Below are 15,083 nucleotides of genomic sequence, written 5' to 3'. Positions count from 1 at the left end.
CCCCGCCCAGGAGCATATTCAACGCATGATGAATTATGTCGACGAGCCCCCCACTCCCACAGCGCGCGCAGCCATCACCGCCCGCGCCCTGACCGTCGTACGCGGCCCCCGCACCGTCGTCCTCCGCGGCCTCGACTTCGTAGTCCCCCGAGGCCGCATCACCGGCCTCCTCGGCCCGTCCGGCTGCGGCAAGACCACGCTCATACGCGCCGTAGCCGGCACCCAGGCCAGAGTCACCGGCACCCTCGACGTCCTCGGCCACCCGGCGGGCCACGCCGCCCTGCGCTCCCGCATCGGCTACGTCACCCAGGCCCCCGCCGTCTACGACGACCTCACCGTCCGCCAGAACCTCGACTACTTCGCCGCCGTCCTCCACCCCGGCCGCACCCACCGCGAAGCCCGCCACGAGGCTGTCACCCGGGCCATCACCGACGTAGACCTCGCCTCGCACGAGTCCGCCCTGGCCGGCAACCTCTCCGGTGGCCAGCGAAGCCGCGTCTCACTCGCCGTGGCACTGCTCGGTACGCCCGAACTCCTCGTACTCGACGAACCGACCGTCGGCCTCGACCCGGTCCTGCGCCGCGACCTGTGGAACCTCTTCCACACCCTGGCAGACCGCGGAGCCACCCTCCTCATCTCCTCGCACGTGATGGACGAGGCGGAGCGCTGCCACCGCCTGCTCCTCATGCGCGAGGGCGAGATCCTCGCCGAGGACACCCCCGACGCGCTCCGCGCCCGTACGCACACCGCCACCGTCGAAGAGGCCTTCCTCCACCTTGTGGACGACGCCAACTCCCGCCAGGAGCAGCCCCGATGAACGCATCCCGCACCCTCGCCACCGCCGCCCGCGTCCTGGCCCAACTGCGCCACGACCCCCGCACGATCGCGCTCCTGCTCCTGATCCCGGTGGTGATGATCACGTTGCTGCGGTTCGTCTTCGACGCTTCACCGGAGACCTTCGACTCGATCGGCGCGTCGCTGCTCGGCATCTTCCCGCTGATCACGATGTTCCTGGTGACCTCCATCGCCACCCTGCGCGAACGCACATCCGGCACCCTCGAACGCCTCCTTGCCATGCCCCTGGGCAAGGGCGACCTGATCGCGGGTTACGCCCTCGCCTTCGGCGTCCTCGCCATCGTGCAGTCCGCCCTGGCCACCGGCCTCTCCCTGTGGCTGCTCGGCCTGGACGTCGTCGGCTCCCCGTGGCTGCTCCTCCTGATCGCGCTGCTGGACGCCCTGCTCGGCACCGCGCTCGGCCTGTTCGTCTCGGCCTTCGCGTCGTCCGAGTTCCAGGCGGTCCAGTTCATGCCGGCGGTGATCTTCCCGCAGCTCCTGCTGTGCGGCCTGTTCACCCCGCGCGACGCCATGCAGCCGGTCCTGGAGGCGATCTCGAACGTCCTGCCCATGTCGTACGCCGTGGACGGCATGACCGAGGTGCTGCGCCACACCGACGTGACGGCCACCTTCGTCCGGGACGCCGTCGTCGTCGCGTCCTGCGCCCTGCTGGTCCTGGCCCTCGGGGCGGTCACCCTCCGCCGCCGAACCCCCTGACCACACAGCAACCCCCTGACCACCCCGCGGACACCGGCGCTGCCCCCGCACCCCCGGTGCGAAGATGTCCCCGGACAACAGAGCACCCCAGCAGCCCCACCGGCGAGGTGAACCGCATGACCCAGACAGTCGCAGTCCTCGGCACCGGAAAGATCGGCGAGGCCCTGCTCAGCGGCATGATCCGCGGCGGCCGGCGCCCCGCCGACCTCCTGGTAACCGCCCGCCGCTCCGACCGCGCCGAAGAGCTCCGCACCCGCTACGGCGTCGAGGCGGTGACCAACGCCGAGGCCGCCAAGCGCGCCGACACCCTGATCCTCACGGTCAAGCCGCAGGACATGGGCAAGCTCCTCGACGAGCTCGCCCCGCACGTCCCCGCAGACCGCCTGGTCATCAGCGGTGCTGCCGGAATCCCCACCGCGTACTTCGAAGAGCGCCTCGCCCCCAACACCCCCGTCGTCCGCGTCATGACGAACACCCCCGCCCTCGTCGACGAGGCCATGTCCGTCATCTCGGCCGGCAGCCACGCCACCGCCGACCATCTCCGCCACACCGAGGAGATCTTCGGCGGCGTAGGCAAGACCGTCCGCGTCCCCGAGTCCCAGCAGGACGCGGCCACCGCCCTCTCCGGCTCGGGCCCGGCGTACTTCTACTACCTCGTAGAGGCCATGACCGACGCCGGCATCCTGCTCGGCCTGCCGCGCGCCCAGGCCCACGACCTGATCGTCCAGGCCGCGATCGGCGCCGCCGTGATGCTCCGCGACAGCGGCGAACACCCCGTCAAGCTCCGCGAGGCGGTCACGTCGCCCGCCGGCACGACCATCAACGCGATCAGGGAGCTGGAGAACCACGGCGTACGAGCCGCCCTGATCGCCGCCCTCGAAGCGGCCCGCGACCGCAGCCGAGAGCTGGCGTCGGGCAACGGCTAGGCCTCGGCTGGGCCAGGCCGCGCCACCACACTTCGCCCAGCGGTGAAGTCGTACATCCGAACGGGTCACATATCGGGAAGCGCGGTCTCCCCGGTCGCCGGGGCGGCTATAGCGGTGCCGTGACCAGGAACACTGAGCGCGACGGGGCTACCCTCGTGCCGGCCCCCGCCGAGACTGCCCGCCTGCCCAGGCCGCGACGGCGCTCACGTCCGTCCCCACGACTCGACGGGCCGGCCCGGGGGCATCTCTGGTGGGCGGGGGCGGCACTGGCGGCCGCGGGGGTGATCTACAACAGCTGGGTCCTCGAATTCGTACTGCCCACGGGGCTCGACCCCAGGCACTCGTACGTGAGCGAGCTATACGCCGCCGACCAGCCCTACCGGTCGCTGTTCGGCGGAGTCGAAGTCGTCTGCGCCGTCCTGGTCACCGCGGGGGCCCTGTGCGCACTGTCCGGGGCCCGCAGGTGGACACCCGACCACGCCCTGGGCGGCCGGACCGGTTCCGCCGGGCTGTGGGCGCTCGCCTCTTTCGGCCTGTTCTCGGTGACCGATGTGGCGCTGCCGATGCGGTGCGCACCCTCGGTCCAACTCGACTGTCAGGCAGTCCACCCCTCTCACACGGTGACCAGCGCGCTGGTCCACTTCACGCTCTTCGCCTCCATGGTGCTGCTCAGCCTCGCGGCACGTGAGGGGCGGCCCGCTCGGGGGCGACCGCCGCACGGACTGATTCCCGTGCGCCGCTGGGGGCCATGGGTGCTGGGCTGTGCGCTGCTGAGCTCGCTGGCGACGGTCGGGCCGCTGCTCGGCGTGCCGGGCTGGCAGGGCGTTCCGCAGCGAATCCACCTGCTGGCGGTCGGTGTGTGGTTCGTGCTGCTCGGCGCCGGGTTCTCCAGGCGGCGCATCTGAGCGACGCTCCGACGAGGGGGAAGGCATGCTGGTCGGACTCGTCGTAGCGTTCGGCGCGACACTCTGCTTCGGACTGGCTTCGGTCCTGCAGGCACACGGCGCCCGCGAGGCACCACGCGAGGACCGGGTGACCCTGCGCCTGCTGACCAGGCTCGCCAGGTCACCGCTCTTCGTGCTCGGCGCCGGACTGGATGTCGTCGGGTTCGTGTGCAGCATCGTCGCGCTGCGCAGCCTGCCGCTGTTCGTCGTCCAAGCGGTGACCAATGCGAGTCTCGCCGTCACGGCCGTCGGCGCGGTGTGGCTGCTCGGCGTCCGGGCGCGACCGCGTGACGGCGTAGTGGTCGTCACCGTGGTGGCGGGCCTCGGTCTGCTCGCCGTCGGTTCGGGCGAGCAGGGCCACACACCGCCCGCCCCCCTCTTTCGCGTCGTGCTGCTCGCCACGCCCGTGGTGGCGCTGCTGCTCACCGCCGTGCTGGCACGGTCGAAGGGCGACTGGACGGCGGTGGCGCTCGGGCTGCTGTCGGGCGTCGGATTCGGCGTGACCAGCCTGGCCGTCCGCATCATGAACGCCACCGACATCGCTGCCGTACTCACCGACCCGGCTACGTACGCCCTGGTCATCGGCGGTATCGGCGGCTACGTCAGTTACGCGTTGGCGGTGCAGCGCGGTTCGGTGACGGCGGCGACAGCTGCCGGCACGGTGGCGGAGGTACTGGGCCCCGGACTCGTCGGCGTGCTGATGCTGGGGGACCAGGTCAGGGCTGGTATGGGCTGGCTGGCCCTGACCGGCGTGATCCTGGCGGTGGGCGGAACCCTGGCCCTGTCCCGATTCGGCGAGGTCGGCCCCGAGCCACCCCGAAGCCCTAGTGCCGGCCCCGGTTGACAGGGCATTGCCCCCTCCGTAGTGTTCTCCGAGTTGTCCGACGTGAGCACCGACCCCGGTCGGTCCCCGGACGGCCATTGCGCAACACCCACTGAAGAGAACGACAGCTGTCGTCGCACTTTTGTGCGTGTTTGCGAAATGAGGAATCCGCGTTCGAAAAGGACGCGACCCCGATTAGCTCGGGAGCAAGGATTCCGCTAAAGTCTCACTCGTCGGAACGGCCCAACGGTCGGGAAGACGAAACCCGCTGACTGGGAGTCGGGCTCGAAAGAGCCTGATAGAGTTGGAAACGCCGGAAAGGGAAACGCGAAAGCGAAGAACTGGAAAGCGCCGAGGAAGTCGGACGCGAAAGCGTCTGATAGAGTCGGAAACACGAAGTACCGAACGATAGCCCGGAGGAAAGCCCGCGAGGGTGAGTACAAAGGAAGCGTCCGTTCCTTGAGAACTCAACAGCGTGCCAAAAGTCAACGCCAGATATGTTGATACCCCGGCCCGCCTCTGGTGGGTTGGTGGTTCCTTTGAAAAGTCCTGGCCGCCCTTGTGGTGGTCAGGCGAACACAGCGAGGACGCTGAGGACAGCGGGCCATATTCCGGCCCGATCTGTTCCGCTCTAAGTGTGTGTGAGCTCGATTACGAGCAAACATTCATGGAGAGTTTGATCCTGGCTCAGGACGAACGCTGGCGGCGTGCTTAACACATGCAAGTCGAACGATGAAGCCCTTCGGGGTGGATTAGTGGCGAACGGGTGAGTAACACGTGGGCAATCTGCCCTTCACTCTGGGACAAGCCCTGGAAACGGGGTCTAATACCGGATAACACTCTTCCCTGCATGGGGAGGGGTTAAAAGCTCCGGCGGTGAAGGATGAGCCCGCGGCCTATCAGCTTGTTGGTGGGGTAATGGCCTACCAAGGCGACGACGGGTAGCCGGCCTGAGAGGGCGACCGGCCACACTGGGACTGAGACACGGCCCAGACTCCTACGGGAGGCAGCAGTGGGGAATATTGCACAATGGGCGAAAGCCTGATGCAGCGACGCCGCGTGAGGGATGACGGCCTTCGGGTTGTAAACCTCTTTCAGCAGGGAAGAAGCGACTGGGTTTTCCCGGACGTGACGGTACCTGCAGAAGAAGCGCCGGCTAACTACGTGCCAGCAGCCGCGGTAATACGTAGGGCGCAAGCGTTGTCCGGAATTATTGGGCGTAAAGAGCTCGTAGGCGGCTTGTCACGTCGGATGTGAAAGCCCGGGGCTTAACCCCGGGTCTGCATTCGATACGGGCAGGCTAGAGTGTGGTAGGGGAGATCGGAATTCCTGGTGTAGCGGTGAAATGCGCAGATATCAGGAGGAACACCGGTGGCGAAGGCGGATCTCTGGGCCATTACTGACGCTGAGGAGCGAAAGCGTGGGGAGCGAACAGGATTAGATACCCTGGTAGTCCACGCCGTAAACGTTGGGAACTAGGTGTTGGCGACATTCCACGTCGTCGGTGCCGCAGCTAACGCATTAAGTTCCCCGCCTGGGGAGTACGGCCGCAAGGCTAAAACTCAAAGGAATTGACGGGGGCCCGCACAAGCAGCGGAGCATGTGGCTTAATTCGACGCAACGCGAAGAACCTTACCAAGGCTTGACATATACCGGAAACACCTAGAGATAGGTGCCCCCTTGTGGTCGGTATACAGGTGGTGCATGGCTGTCGTCAGCTCGTGTCGTGAGATGTTGGGTTAAGTCCCGCAACGAGCGCAACCCTTGTCCTGTGTTGCCAGCATGCCCTTCGGGGTGATGGGGACTCACAGGAGACCGCCGGGGTCAACTCGGAGGAAGGTGGGGACGACGTCAAGTCATCATGCCCCTTATGTCTTGGGCTGCACACGTGCTACAATGGCCGGTACAATGAGCTGCGATGCCGTGAGGCGGAGCGAATCTCAAAAAGCCGGTCTCAGTTCGGATTGGGGTCTGCAACTCGACCCCATGAAGTCGGAGTTGCTAGTAATCGCAGATCAGCATTGCTGCGGTGAATACGTTCCCGGGCCTTGTACACACCGCCCGTCACGTCACGAAAGTCGGTAACACCCGAAGCCGGTGGCCCAACCCCTTGTGGGAGGGAGCTGTCGAAGGTGGGACTGGCGATTGGGACGAAGTCGTAACAAGGTAGCCGTACCGGAAGGTGCGGCTGGATCACCTCCTTTCTAAGGAGCACTTCTTACCAGGCTTCGGTTTGGTCAGAGGCCAGTTCATCGGCGAACGTCCGGTGCTGGTTGCTCATGGGTGGAACGTTGACTATTCGGCACGGTTGGTTGGGACTGTTAGTACTGCTTCGGCGTGGAACACAGTCTGGATTGGCCGGGTCGGGCACGCTGTTGGGTATCTGAGGGTACGGACTTCGGTCCTTATCTTCGCGATGCCGGCCCCAGTGCACTCGTTCTTCGGAGCGGGGTGATGGGTGGCTGGTCGTTGCTTGAGAACTGCACAGTGGACGCGAGCATCTGTGGGCAAGTTTTTAAGGGCGCACGGTGGATGCCTTGGCACCAGGAACCGATGAAGGACGTGGGAGGCCACGATAGTCCCCGGGGAGCCGTCAACCAGGCTTTGATCCGGGGGTTTCCGAATGGGGAAACCCGGCAGTCGTCATGGGCTGTCACCCATACCTGAACACATAGGGTATGTGGAGGGAACGCGGGGAAGTGAAACATCTCAGTACCCGCAGGAAGAGAAAACAACCGTGATTCCGGGAGTAGTGGCGAGCGAAACCGGATGAGGCCAAACCGTATGCGTGTGATACCCGGCAGGGGTTGCGCATACGGGGTTGTGGGATTGCACTTCAACAGTCTGCCGGCTGTTGGGCGAGTCAGAAACCGTTGGTGTAGGCGAAGGACATGCGAAAGGTCCGGCGTAGAGGGTAAGACCCCCGTAGCTGAAACATCAACGGCTTGCTTGTGCAACACCCAAGTAGCACGGGGCCCGAGAAATCCCGTGTGAATCTGGCGGGACCACCCGTTAAGCCTAAATATTCCCTGGTGACCGATAGCGGATAGTACCGTGAGGGAATGGTGAAAAGTACCGCGGGAGCGGAGTGAAATAGTACCTGAAACCGTGTGCCTACAAGCCGTGGGAGCGTCGCGCATTGAGTTTACTCAGTGCGTCGTGACTGCGTGCCTTTTGAAGAATGAGCCTGCGAGTTAGCGGTGTGTAGCGAGGTTAACCCGTGTGGGGAAGCCGTAGCGAAAGCGAGTCCGAATAGGGCGCATGAGTTGCACGCTCTAGACCCGAAGCGGAGTGATCTAGCCATGGGCAGGTTGAAGCGGAGGTAAGACTTCGTGGAGGACCGAACCCACCAGGGTTGAAAACCTGGGGGATGACCTGTGGTTAGGGGTGAAAGGCCAATCAAACTCCGTGATAGCTGGTTCTCCCCGAAATGCATTTAGGTGCAGCGTCGTGTGTTTCTTGCCGGAGGTAGAGCACTGGATAGGCGATGGGCCCTACCGGGTTACTGACCTTAGCCAAACTCCGAATGCCGGTAAGTGAGAGCGCGGCAGTGAGACTGTGGGGGATAAGCTCCATGGTCGAGAGGGAAACAGCCCAGAGCATCGACTAAGGCCCCTAAGCGTACGCTAAGTGGGAAAGGATGTGGAGTCGCAGAGACAACCAGGAGGTTGGCTTAGAAGCAGCCACCCTTGAAAGAGTGCGTAATAGCTCACTGGTCAAGTGATTCCGCGCCGACAATGTAGCGGGGCTCAAGCGTACCGCCGAAGTCGTGTCATTCACACATATATCCCCAACGGGAGTGTGGATGGGTAGGGGAGCGTCGTGTGCCGGGTGAAGCAGCCGCGGAAGCGAGTTGTGGACGGTTCACGAGTGAGAATGCAGGCATGAGTAGCGATACACACGTGAGAAACGTGTGCGCCGATTGACTAAGGGTTCCTGGGTCAAGCTGATCTGCCCAGGGTAAGTCGGGACCTAAGGCGAGGCCGACAGGCGTAGTCGATGGACAACCGGTTGATATTCCGGTACCCGCTTTGAAACGCCCAGTATCGAATCCGTTGATGCTAAGGCCGTGAAGCCGCCCTGGAGCCTTCGGGCAAAGGGGAGTGGTGGAGCCGCCGGCCCAATGCGGTAGTAGGTAAGCGATGGGGTGACGCAGGAAGGTAGTCCAGCCCGGGCGGTGGTTGTCCCGGGGTAAGGGTGTAGGACGCACGGTAGGTAAATCCGTCGTGCATATAGTCTGAGACCTGATGCCGAGCCGATTGTGGTGAAGTGGATGATCCTATGCTGTCGAGAAAAGCCTCTAGCGAGTTTCATGGCGGCCCGTACCCTAAACCGACTCAGGTGGTCAGGTAGAGAATACCGAGGCGTTCGGGTGAACTATGGTTAAGGAACTCGGCAAAATGCCCCCGTAACTTCGGGAGAAGGGGGGCCATCACTGGTGATCGGATTTACTCCGTGAGCTGGGGGTGGCCGCAGAGACCAGCGAGAAGCGACTGTTTACTAAAAACACAGGTCCGTGCGAAGCCGTAAGGCGATGTATACGGACTGACGCCTGCCCGGTGCTGGAACGTTAAGGGGACCGGTTAGTCATGATTCGTCATGGCGAAGCTGAGAACTTAAGCGCCAGTAAACGGCGGTGGTAACTATAACCATCCTAAGGTAGCGAAATTCCTTGTCGGGTAAGTTCCGACCTGCACGAATGGCGTAACGACTTCTCGACTGTCTCAACCATAGGCCCGGTGAAATTGCACTACGAGTAAAGATGCTCGTTTCGCGCAGAAGGACGGAAAGACCCCGGGACCTTTACTACAGTTTGATATTGGTGTTCGGTTCGGCTTGTGTAGGATAGGTGGGAGACTGTGAAGCATGCACGCCAGTGTGTGTGGAGTCAATCTTGAAATACCACTCTGGTCGTGCTGGATGTCTAACCTCGGTCCGTGATCCGGATCAGGGACAGTGTCTGATGGGTAGTTTAACTGGGGCGGTTGCCTCCTAAAGAGTAACGGAGGCGCCCAAAGGTTCCCTCAGCCTGGTTGGCAATCAGGTGTTGAGTGTAAGTGCACAAGGGAGCTTGACTGTGAGACCGACGGGTCGAGCAGGGACGAAAGTCGGGACTAGTGATCCGGCAGTGGCTTGTGGAAGCGCTGTCGCTCAACGGATAAAAGGTACCCCGGGGATAACAGGCTGATCTTCCCCAAGAGTCCATATCGACGGGATGGTTTGGCACCTCGATGTCGGCTCGTCGCATCCTGGGGCTGGAGTCGGTCCCAAGGGTTGGGCTGTTCGCCCATTAAAGCGGTACGCGAGCTGGGTTTAGAACGTCGTGAGACAGTTCGGTCCCTATCCTCTGCGCGCGTAGGAATATTGAGAAGGGCTGTCCCTAGTACGAGAGGACCGGGACGGACGAACCTCTGGTGTGCCAGTTGTCCTGCCAAGGGCATGGCTGGTTGGCTACGTTCGGAAAGGATAACCGCTGAAAGCATCTAAGCGGGAAGCCTGCTTCGAGATGAGTATTCCCACCAACTAGATTGGTTAAGGCTCCCAGTAGACGACTGGGTTGATAGGCCAGATGTGGAAGCCCGGTAACGGGTGGAGCTGACTGGTACTAATAGGCCGAGGGCTTGTCCTCAGTTGCTCGCGTCCACTGTGTTAGTTCTGAAGTAACGAACTGTGCTGTCACCGGTTTGTGCAACTTCATAGTGTTTCGGTGGTCATAGCGTTAGGGAAACGCCCGGTTACATTTCGAACCCGGAAGCTAAGCCTTTCAGCGCCGATGGTACTGCAGGGGGGACCCTGTGGGAGAGTAGGACGCCGCCGAACAATTTTTGGGCCCCGGCCCCCGGACTTATGTCCGGGGGCCGGGGCTTTTTTGCGTTTAAGGTCGGGGCATGCGCTACGACCTCATCATCTTCGACAATGACGGCGTCCTCGTGGACAGCGAGCCGATCTCCAACACGATCCTCGCCGGCTACCTGAGCGAGCTGGGGCACCCCACCTCGTACGACGACTCGCTCCGTGACTACATGGGTGCCGCCGTGCACCGGATCCACGACCTCGTGCTGGAGAGGACCGGGCAGCGGCTGCCCGAGGACTTCGACAAGACGCTGCACGCCCGTGTCTTCGCCGCGTTCGAGCGGGACCTGAAGCCGATGTCCGGAGTCGAGGACATGCTGGGGGCGCTGGTCGCGGACGGGGCGGCGTACTGTCTCGCCTCGTCCGGGAGCCATGAGCGGATCCGGGTCGGGCACCTGAAGACCGGGCTCGACGAGTGGTTCGAGGACAGCTGGATCTTCAGCTCGCAGGATGTCGGGCGGGGCAAGCCGGCGCCGGACCTGTTCCTCTACGCCGCGGAACAGATGGGCGTACCGGCGGAGCGGTGCGTCGTCGTCGAGGACAGCGTGCTCGGTGTGCAGGCGGCCAGGGAAGCGGGAATGGACGTGTACGGCTTCACCGCCATGACGCCGGCCGCCAAGCTGGTCGGGGCGACGGGGTACTTCACCGAGCTGGGGCAGCTCCGGGGGCTGCTGGCCTGAGAAGCTGTTGTCCAACTCCCGCTGGGCTCGGGGCGTCTGGCACGGCCGCTCGCGGCGTTGCCGAAATGTCCTAATAGCTCCGCTATGAGGACACTCCGGCGCCTTGCGATCGACCGCACCAGACGCCCCGAGCTGATCCAGCGGGAGTTGGACAACAGCTTCTGATGCGCTCGCTGGGTCTGATGTGGTGACGCAGTAATGCTGATGTGGTGACGCCCGTACGCCCCTACGCCCCGTCTTTCGCGTCCGGGGCGGACCGATACGGTGGCGGGCATGAGCGGGCGCGCGCGGTTGATGTGGGATGACGCGGTAACCGGTTACGACTTCGGGGCGAGCCATCCGATGGACCCGGTCAGGCTCGCGCTGACCATGGGGCTGGTGCGGGCGTACGGCCTCGACCGGGAAGTGGACGTCGTCGCGGCCCCGGCCGCCGGGGACTCGACGCTGCGGCTGGTGCACCGCGAGGACTATGTGACGGCGGTACGAGCGGCTTCGACCAGTCCCCGCAGCGCGGACCAGGCGTACGGGCTGGGGACCGTCGACGACCCCGCGTTCCACGGGATGCACGAGGCCTCGGCGCTCATCGCCGGGCAGTCGGTAGGCGCCGCCGAGGCGGTCTGGCGGGGGGAGGCCGCGCACGCGGTGAACTTCGCCGGCGGGCTGCATCACGCGATGCCGGGAAGTGCGGCGGGGTTCTGCATCTACAACGACGCGGCGCTCGCGATCGCGCGGCTGCTGGAGTTGGGGGCGGAGCGGGTCGCGTACGTCGATGTGGACGTGCACCACGGAGACGGGGTGCAGGCGGCGTTCTGGGACGACCCGCGGGTTCTGACGGTGTCACTGCATGAGCATCCGCGGACGCTGTTCCCCGGCACCGGGTGGCCGGAGGAGACCGGCGGCGCCGGCGCGGGTGAGGGCGGGGCCGTGAATGTGGCGCTGCCGGCGGGGACCGGGGACGCGGGGTGGCTGCGCGCGTTCCACGCGGTCGTACCGGAGCTCCTGGCGGATTTCCGGCCTCAGGTACTGGTGACGCAGCACGGGGCGGACACGCACTTCGAGGATCCGCTGGCGCACCTTGCCGTGTCGCTGGACGCCCAGCGGGCGGTGCAGGCGGCCTGCCACGACCTCGCCCACGAGTACGTGGAGGGCGGGGCCTGGGTGGCGCTCGGGGGCGGGGGCTATGCGGTGGTCGATGTCGTACCGCGGTCCTGGACGCACCTGGTGGGGATCGCGGCGCACCGGCCGATCGAGCCGGAGTCGGTCATTCCGGCGACCTGGCGGGACGAAGTGTACGCGCGGACCAGGCAGTTGGGGCCGGGGCGGATGACGGACGGGCGCGCGCCGGCCTGGAAGGAGTGGGACGCGGGGTACGACCCGGCGGACCGGCTGGACCAGGCGGTGCGGGCGACTCGGCGGGCGGTGTTCCCGTTGCGGGGGCTGCTGGCGTAGCGGCTCTCGCGGCCTGTCCGGCGCTTGAGGGCAGTGGTTACGGCCTGGTGCGCGATAGGGGACGGGCCCGCCACGCCGGCTACGGCACCTCGCCCGTTGTCAGACACCCCCTCATAGCTCCGCTATGAGGACGCCCCGCCGCCTTGCGATGCACCGCATCCGACGCCGCGGGCTGATCCGCCCACTATCGCGCACCAGGCCGTTACGCCAAGTGTGGGGTGTCACCCGGCTTTTGAAGAAAAGGGCAGGGCGGTGCGCGAGCATCGGGAGGGTGTTGAGTACCGGCGCCCTTCGCGCGCATCTGTTGGCCGCCCGGCTGGCCGGGCCCGTGGCCACCTCGCGGGAGGAAAGCCTGCGCAGCTACCGGCTGTTCGCCGCCCGGGACCCTCGCGTGCTGCTCGGCCTCGATCCCGAGTGGGCGTGGGGCGCGCGTGACGTCATGGATCTGATGGCCGAGAAGTGCGGCGTGTCCGGGGATCCCGCCTGCGTGTCGGGGCCCGATGTGATCGACCCCGAGCGGACCCTGGCCGCGCTGGAGGCGTTCGCGCATCGGCTCGGTGAGGCGGCCGCGCGGCAGCTGCCGGTGCTGTTCGGGACCGGGCATCCGCACCGGCTGCTCGGTTTCTACGCCGCCCTGGCAGACGCCCTGTCGGCGGCCGGGTGTCCTGTTCTCACCCCCGCGCAGGGGAGACGTGTCGACATAACGACCCGGTTCGGCGTACGTACGTACCGGCTGGACTACGTACAGGGCGTCGCGCTGGTGCGCGAACCCGGCGCGCACGGCCCGGCGAGTGAGACCGGCGCACACAGCCATTCCCCGCTCCCGGTACGGGTCGCGCTCGCCGCGGCGCACGAGTCGTCCGGGCCGTTTCCCGGGCTCGTCGTCGGGGACCACGGATGGGTCTGCGGTGCAGGTCAGCTCGGCATCGAGGCCATCGGGCTGGCCGACACCAACGACCCGGCGCTGTTCGTCGGGGAGGCCGAGGGCCGGGTGTCCGTGGCCGTTCCGCTTGACGACGCCGTGCGGTCCCATTACTACCGGCCCCTCACTCGCTATGTGCTCAATCGGGCGTGTCTGTCACGGTAGGCGCCCGATCGCTGCTCCTCTTCCCCACTCGTACCACCCGCCCCTAGTCTGGGGAGTGAGCGCACAACGACGAAGAGTCACCGGAGGGGAAGCCGGTGCGCGTCGGGTGCGGAAGGTACAGGTGGGTCATGGCTGCTGGCAGCGAGAGGCCTCTCAACGAGGTCAGGTTCCTTACCGTGGCGGAAGTCGCCGCGGTCATGCGAGTGTCGAAGATGACCGTGTACCGCTTGGTGCACAGCGGTCATCTGCCGGCGATCCGGGTGGGCAGGTCCTTCCGGGTTCCGGAGCAAGCGGTTCACGAGTACCTCCGGGAGTCCTTGGTGGGGGTGGAATCGGCCTGACGATGCCCTCGGATTACGTCCCTCTCCCGGTGGCGGGTAGGCTGGCCCCTCGTAGGTCGTGTGGGCCCAGACGCCCCGCACCGAGTGAAGAGAAGTGAGCGAGGGTAGTCGTGGGCTCTGTTATCAAGAAGCGGCGCAAGCGGATGGCCAAGAAGAAGCACCGCAAGCTGCTCAAGCGCACCCGCGTTCAGCGTCGCAACAAGAAGTAAGCGGCAGCTGTACGTGAAAATCGCAGCCCTTCCACCGTCATGGTGGGAGGGCTGCGGTGCGTTCTGTCCGCGATACTCCGTGCGTGCCTGCTGTCACTTCGGGTGCCCTGCGGTCATCACAGGGCAACGTCCAACCGCTACGGTGGCGCCAGGGGAGTCCTAGGGGAAGGCGCTGATCTTGGGCAAGGTCGTGCTCGTCACAGGTGTGGCCCGGCCGCTGGGCGGCCGGTTCGTGCGGCGTATTCAGCGGGACCCGGCCGTGGAGCGGGTGATCGGCGTGGACGCCGTGGAGCCGCCGCACCAGCTGGGTGGCGCGGACTTCGTCCGGGCGGACATCCGCCAGCCCGCGATCGCGCGGGTCCTCGCCGAGCACAGTGTCGACACCGTGGTGCACCTGGACGTCACCGGCACGCCGCTGGGCACCGGCGGCAGCCGTACGTCGGTCAAGGAGACCAACGTCATCGGCACCATGCAGCTGCTCGGCGCGTGCCAGAAGTCGCCGACCGTGCAGCGGCTCGTCGTGAAGTCCAGCACCAGCGTGTACGGGTCCGCGCCACGCGATCCCGCGGTCTTCACCGAGACCACGTCGGCGAAGTCGCTGGCGAGCGGCGGCTTCGCGAAGGACGCCGTCGAGGTCGAGGGGTACGTACGCGGCTTCGCCCGCCGCCGGCCCGATGTCGCGGTGTGCGTGCTGCGCTTCGCCAACATCCTCGGTCCCTGCGCCGACTCGCCGCTGGCCGACTACTTCTCGCTGCCCGTGCTGCCCACCGTCTTCGGGTACGACCCGCGGCTGCAGTTCTTGCACGAGGACGACGTGATCGACGTTCTGCTGATCGCCTCGCTCGACCCGCGGCGGGCCACGATGAACAGCGGGACCTTCAATGTGGCCGGCGACGGCGTGCTGACGCTGTCGCAGTGCTCACGCCGGCTGGGCCGGCCGACCGTGCCGCTGCTCCTGCCCGCCGTGACCTGGGTCGGGTCGGCGCTGCGGACCGTCGGGCTGAGCGACTTCTCGCCCGAGCAGATCCGGCTGTTGACACACGGCCGGGTCGTCAGGACCACGCAGATGCGCGAGACACTGGGCTTCCACCCCCGCTACACGACGGCGGAGGCCTTCTCGGACTTCGCGCGCAGCCGGGGCGCGGGGCTGCTCCCGCCGGAGACTCTGGCCCGTGGCGTCGACCGGCTCTCCACCCTCGTCAGCAAGGAGCGCACCTGAC

The 15,083-nt window shown here is 65.6% G+C and carries 11 protein-coding genes and 3 rRNA genes; all 14 read left to right on the top strand.

All coding sequences use genetic code 11. The features are described from left to right. The first annotated feature begins 25 nt into the window (after nucleotides 1-25). The 14 genes from ACU6WZ_RS11755 (at nucleotide 26) to ACU6WZ_RS11690 (ending at nucleotide 15,082) form a co-directional block, all read left to right on the top strand. Nucleotides 26-817: an ABC transporter ATP-binding protein gene (locus ACU6WZ_RS11755; RefSeq protein WP_447033181.1), complete on the top strand. Its 792-nt coding sequence runs from the start codon at nucleotides 26-28 to the stop codon at nucleotides 815-817. Continuing rightward, on the top strand, nucleotides 814-1,551 hold the full coding sequence (locus ACU6WZ_RS11750) for an ABC transporter permease (RefSeq protein WP_447033180.1): 738 nt from the start codon (nucleotides 814-816) through the stop codon (nucleotides 1,549-1,551). Before ACU6WZ_RS11755 ends, ACU6WZ_RS11750 begins: the two co-directional genes overlap by 4 nt. Before the next feature lie 116 nt (nucleotides 1,552-1,667). After that, nucleotides 1,668-2,477 (top strand): pyrroline-5-carboxylate reductase, encoded by an 810-nt coding sequence (proC, locus tag ACU6WZ_RS11745; protein WP_447033179.1) that lies wholly within the window; start codon nucleotides 1,668-1,670, stop codon nucleotides 2,475-2,477. A 119-nt stretch (nucleotides 2,478-2,596) separates the two neighbouring features. After that, a complete protein-coding gene (locus ACU6WZ_RS11740; RefSeq protein ID WP_447033177.1) occupies nucleotides 2,597-3,382 on the top strand; it encodes a DUF998 domain-containing protein in 786 nt (261 codons plus the stop codon). A 25-nt stretch (nucleotides 3,383-3,407) separates the two neighbouring features. Continuing rightward, the gene (locus ACU6WZ_RS11735; RefSeq protein ID WP_447033175.1) at nucleotides 3,408-4,265 is read left to right on the top strand and encodes a DMT family protein; all 858 of its coding nucleotides are present in this window, start codon (nucleotides 3,408-3,410) and stop codon (nucleotides 4,263-4,265) included. A 643-nt stretch (nucleotides 4,266-4,908) separates the two neighbouring features. Next, nucleotides 4,909-6,448, top strand: a 16S ribosomal RNA gene (locus tag ACU6WZ_RS11730). Nucleotides 6,449-6,749: 301 nt separating this feature from the next. Then, nucleotides 6,750-9,873, top strand: a 23S ribosomal RNA gene (locus ACU6WZ_RS11725). Nucleotides 9,874-9,947: 74 nt separating this feature from the next. Then, nucleotides 9,948-10,064: ribosomal RNA gene (rrf, locus tag ACU6WZ_RS11720) — 5S ribosomal RNA — on the top strand. The 16S, 23S and 5S rRNA genes sit together here, the layout of an rRNA operon. Nucleotides 10,065-10,132: 68 nt before the next feature. Further along, entirely contained in the window at nucleotides 10,133-10,777 is a 645-nt protein-coding gene (locus ACU6WZ_RS11715; protein WP_447033174.1) for an HAD family hydrolase, read from the top strand. Nucleotides 10,778-11,050: 273 nt separating this feature from the next. After that, entirely contained in the window at nucleotides 11,051-12,226 is a 1,176-nt protein-coding gene (locus tag ACU6WZ_RS11710; protein WP_447033172.1) for an acetoin utilization protein AcuC, read from the top strand. Between the two features lie 271 nt (nucleotides 12,227-12,497). After that, a complete protein-coding gene (locus ACU6WZ_RS11705) occupies nucleotides 12,498-13,313 on the top strand; it encodes a phosphatase (RefSeq protein ID WP_447033171.1) in 816 nt (271 codons plus the stop codon). A gap of 128 nt (nucleotides 13,314-13,441) precedes the next feature. Further along, entirely contained in the window at nucleotides 13,442-13,654 is a 213-nt protein-coding gene (locus ACU6WZ_RS11700; RefSeq protein WP_447033170.1) for a helix-turn-helix domain-containing protein, read from the top strand. Between the two features lie 110 nt (nucleotides 13,655-13,764). After that, complete coding sequence (locus ACU6WZ_RS11695) at nucleotides 13,765-13,863, top strand: 30S ribosomal protein bS22 (RefSeq protein ID WP_003948845.1); 99 nt, start codon at nucleotides 13,765-13,767, stop codon at nucleotides 13,861-13,863. A gap of 178 nt (nucleotides 13,864-14,041) precedes the next feature. After that, complete coding sequence (locus ACU6WZ_RS11690) at nucleotides 14,042-15,082, top strand: NAD-dependent epimerase/dehydratase family protein (protein WP_447033168.1); 1,041 nt, start codon at nucleotides 14,042-14,044, stop codon at nucleotides 15,080-15,082. Nucleotide 15,083 lies beyond the last annotated feature (1 nt).

This window comes from Streptomyces hypolithicus (assembly GCF_052934925.1).
The sequence above is the reverse complement of the archived record's forward strand: the minus strand, read 5'-3'. Positions and strand labels throughout refer to the sequence as shown.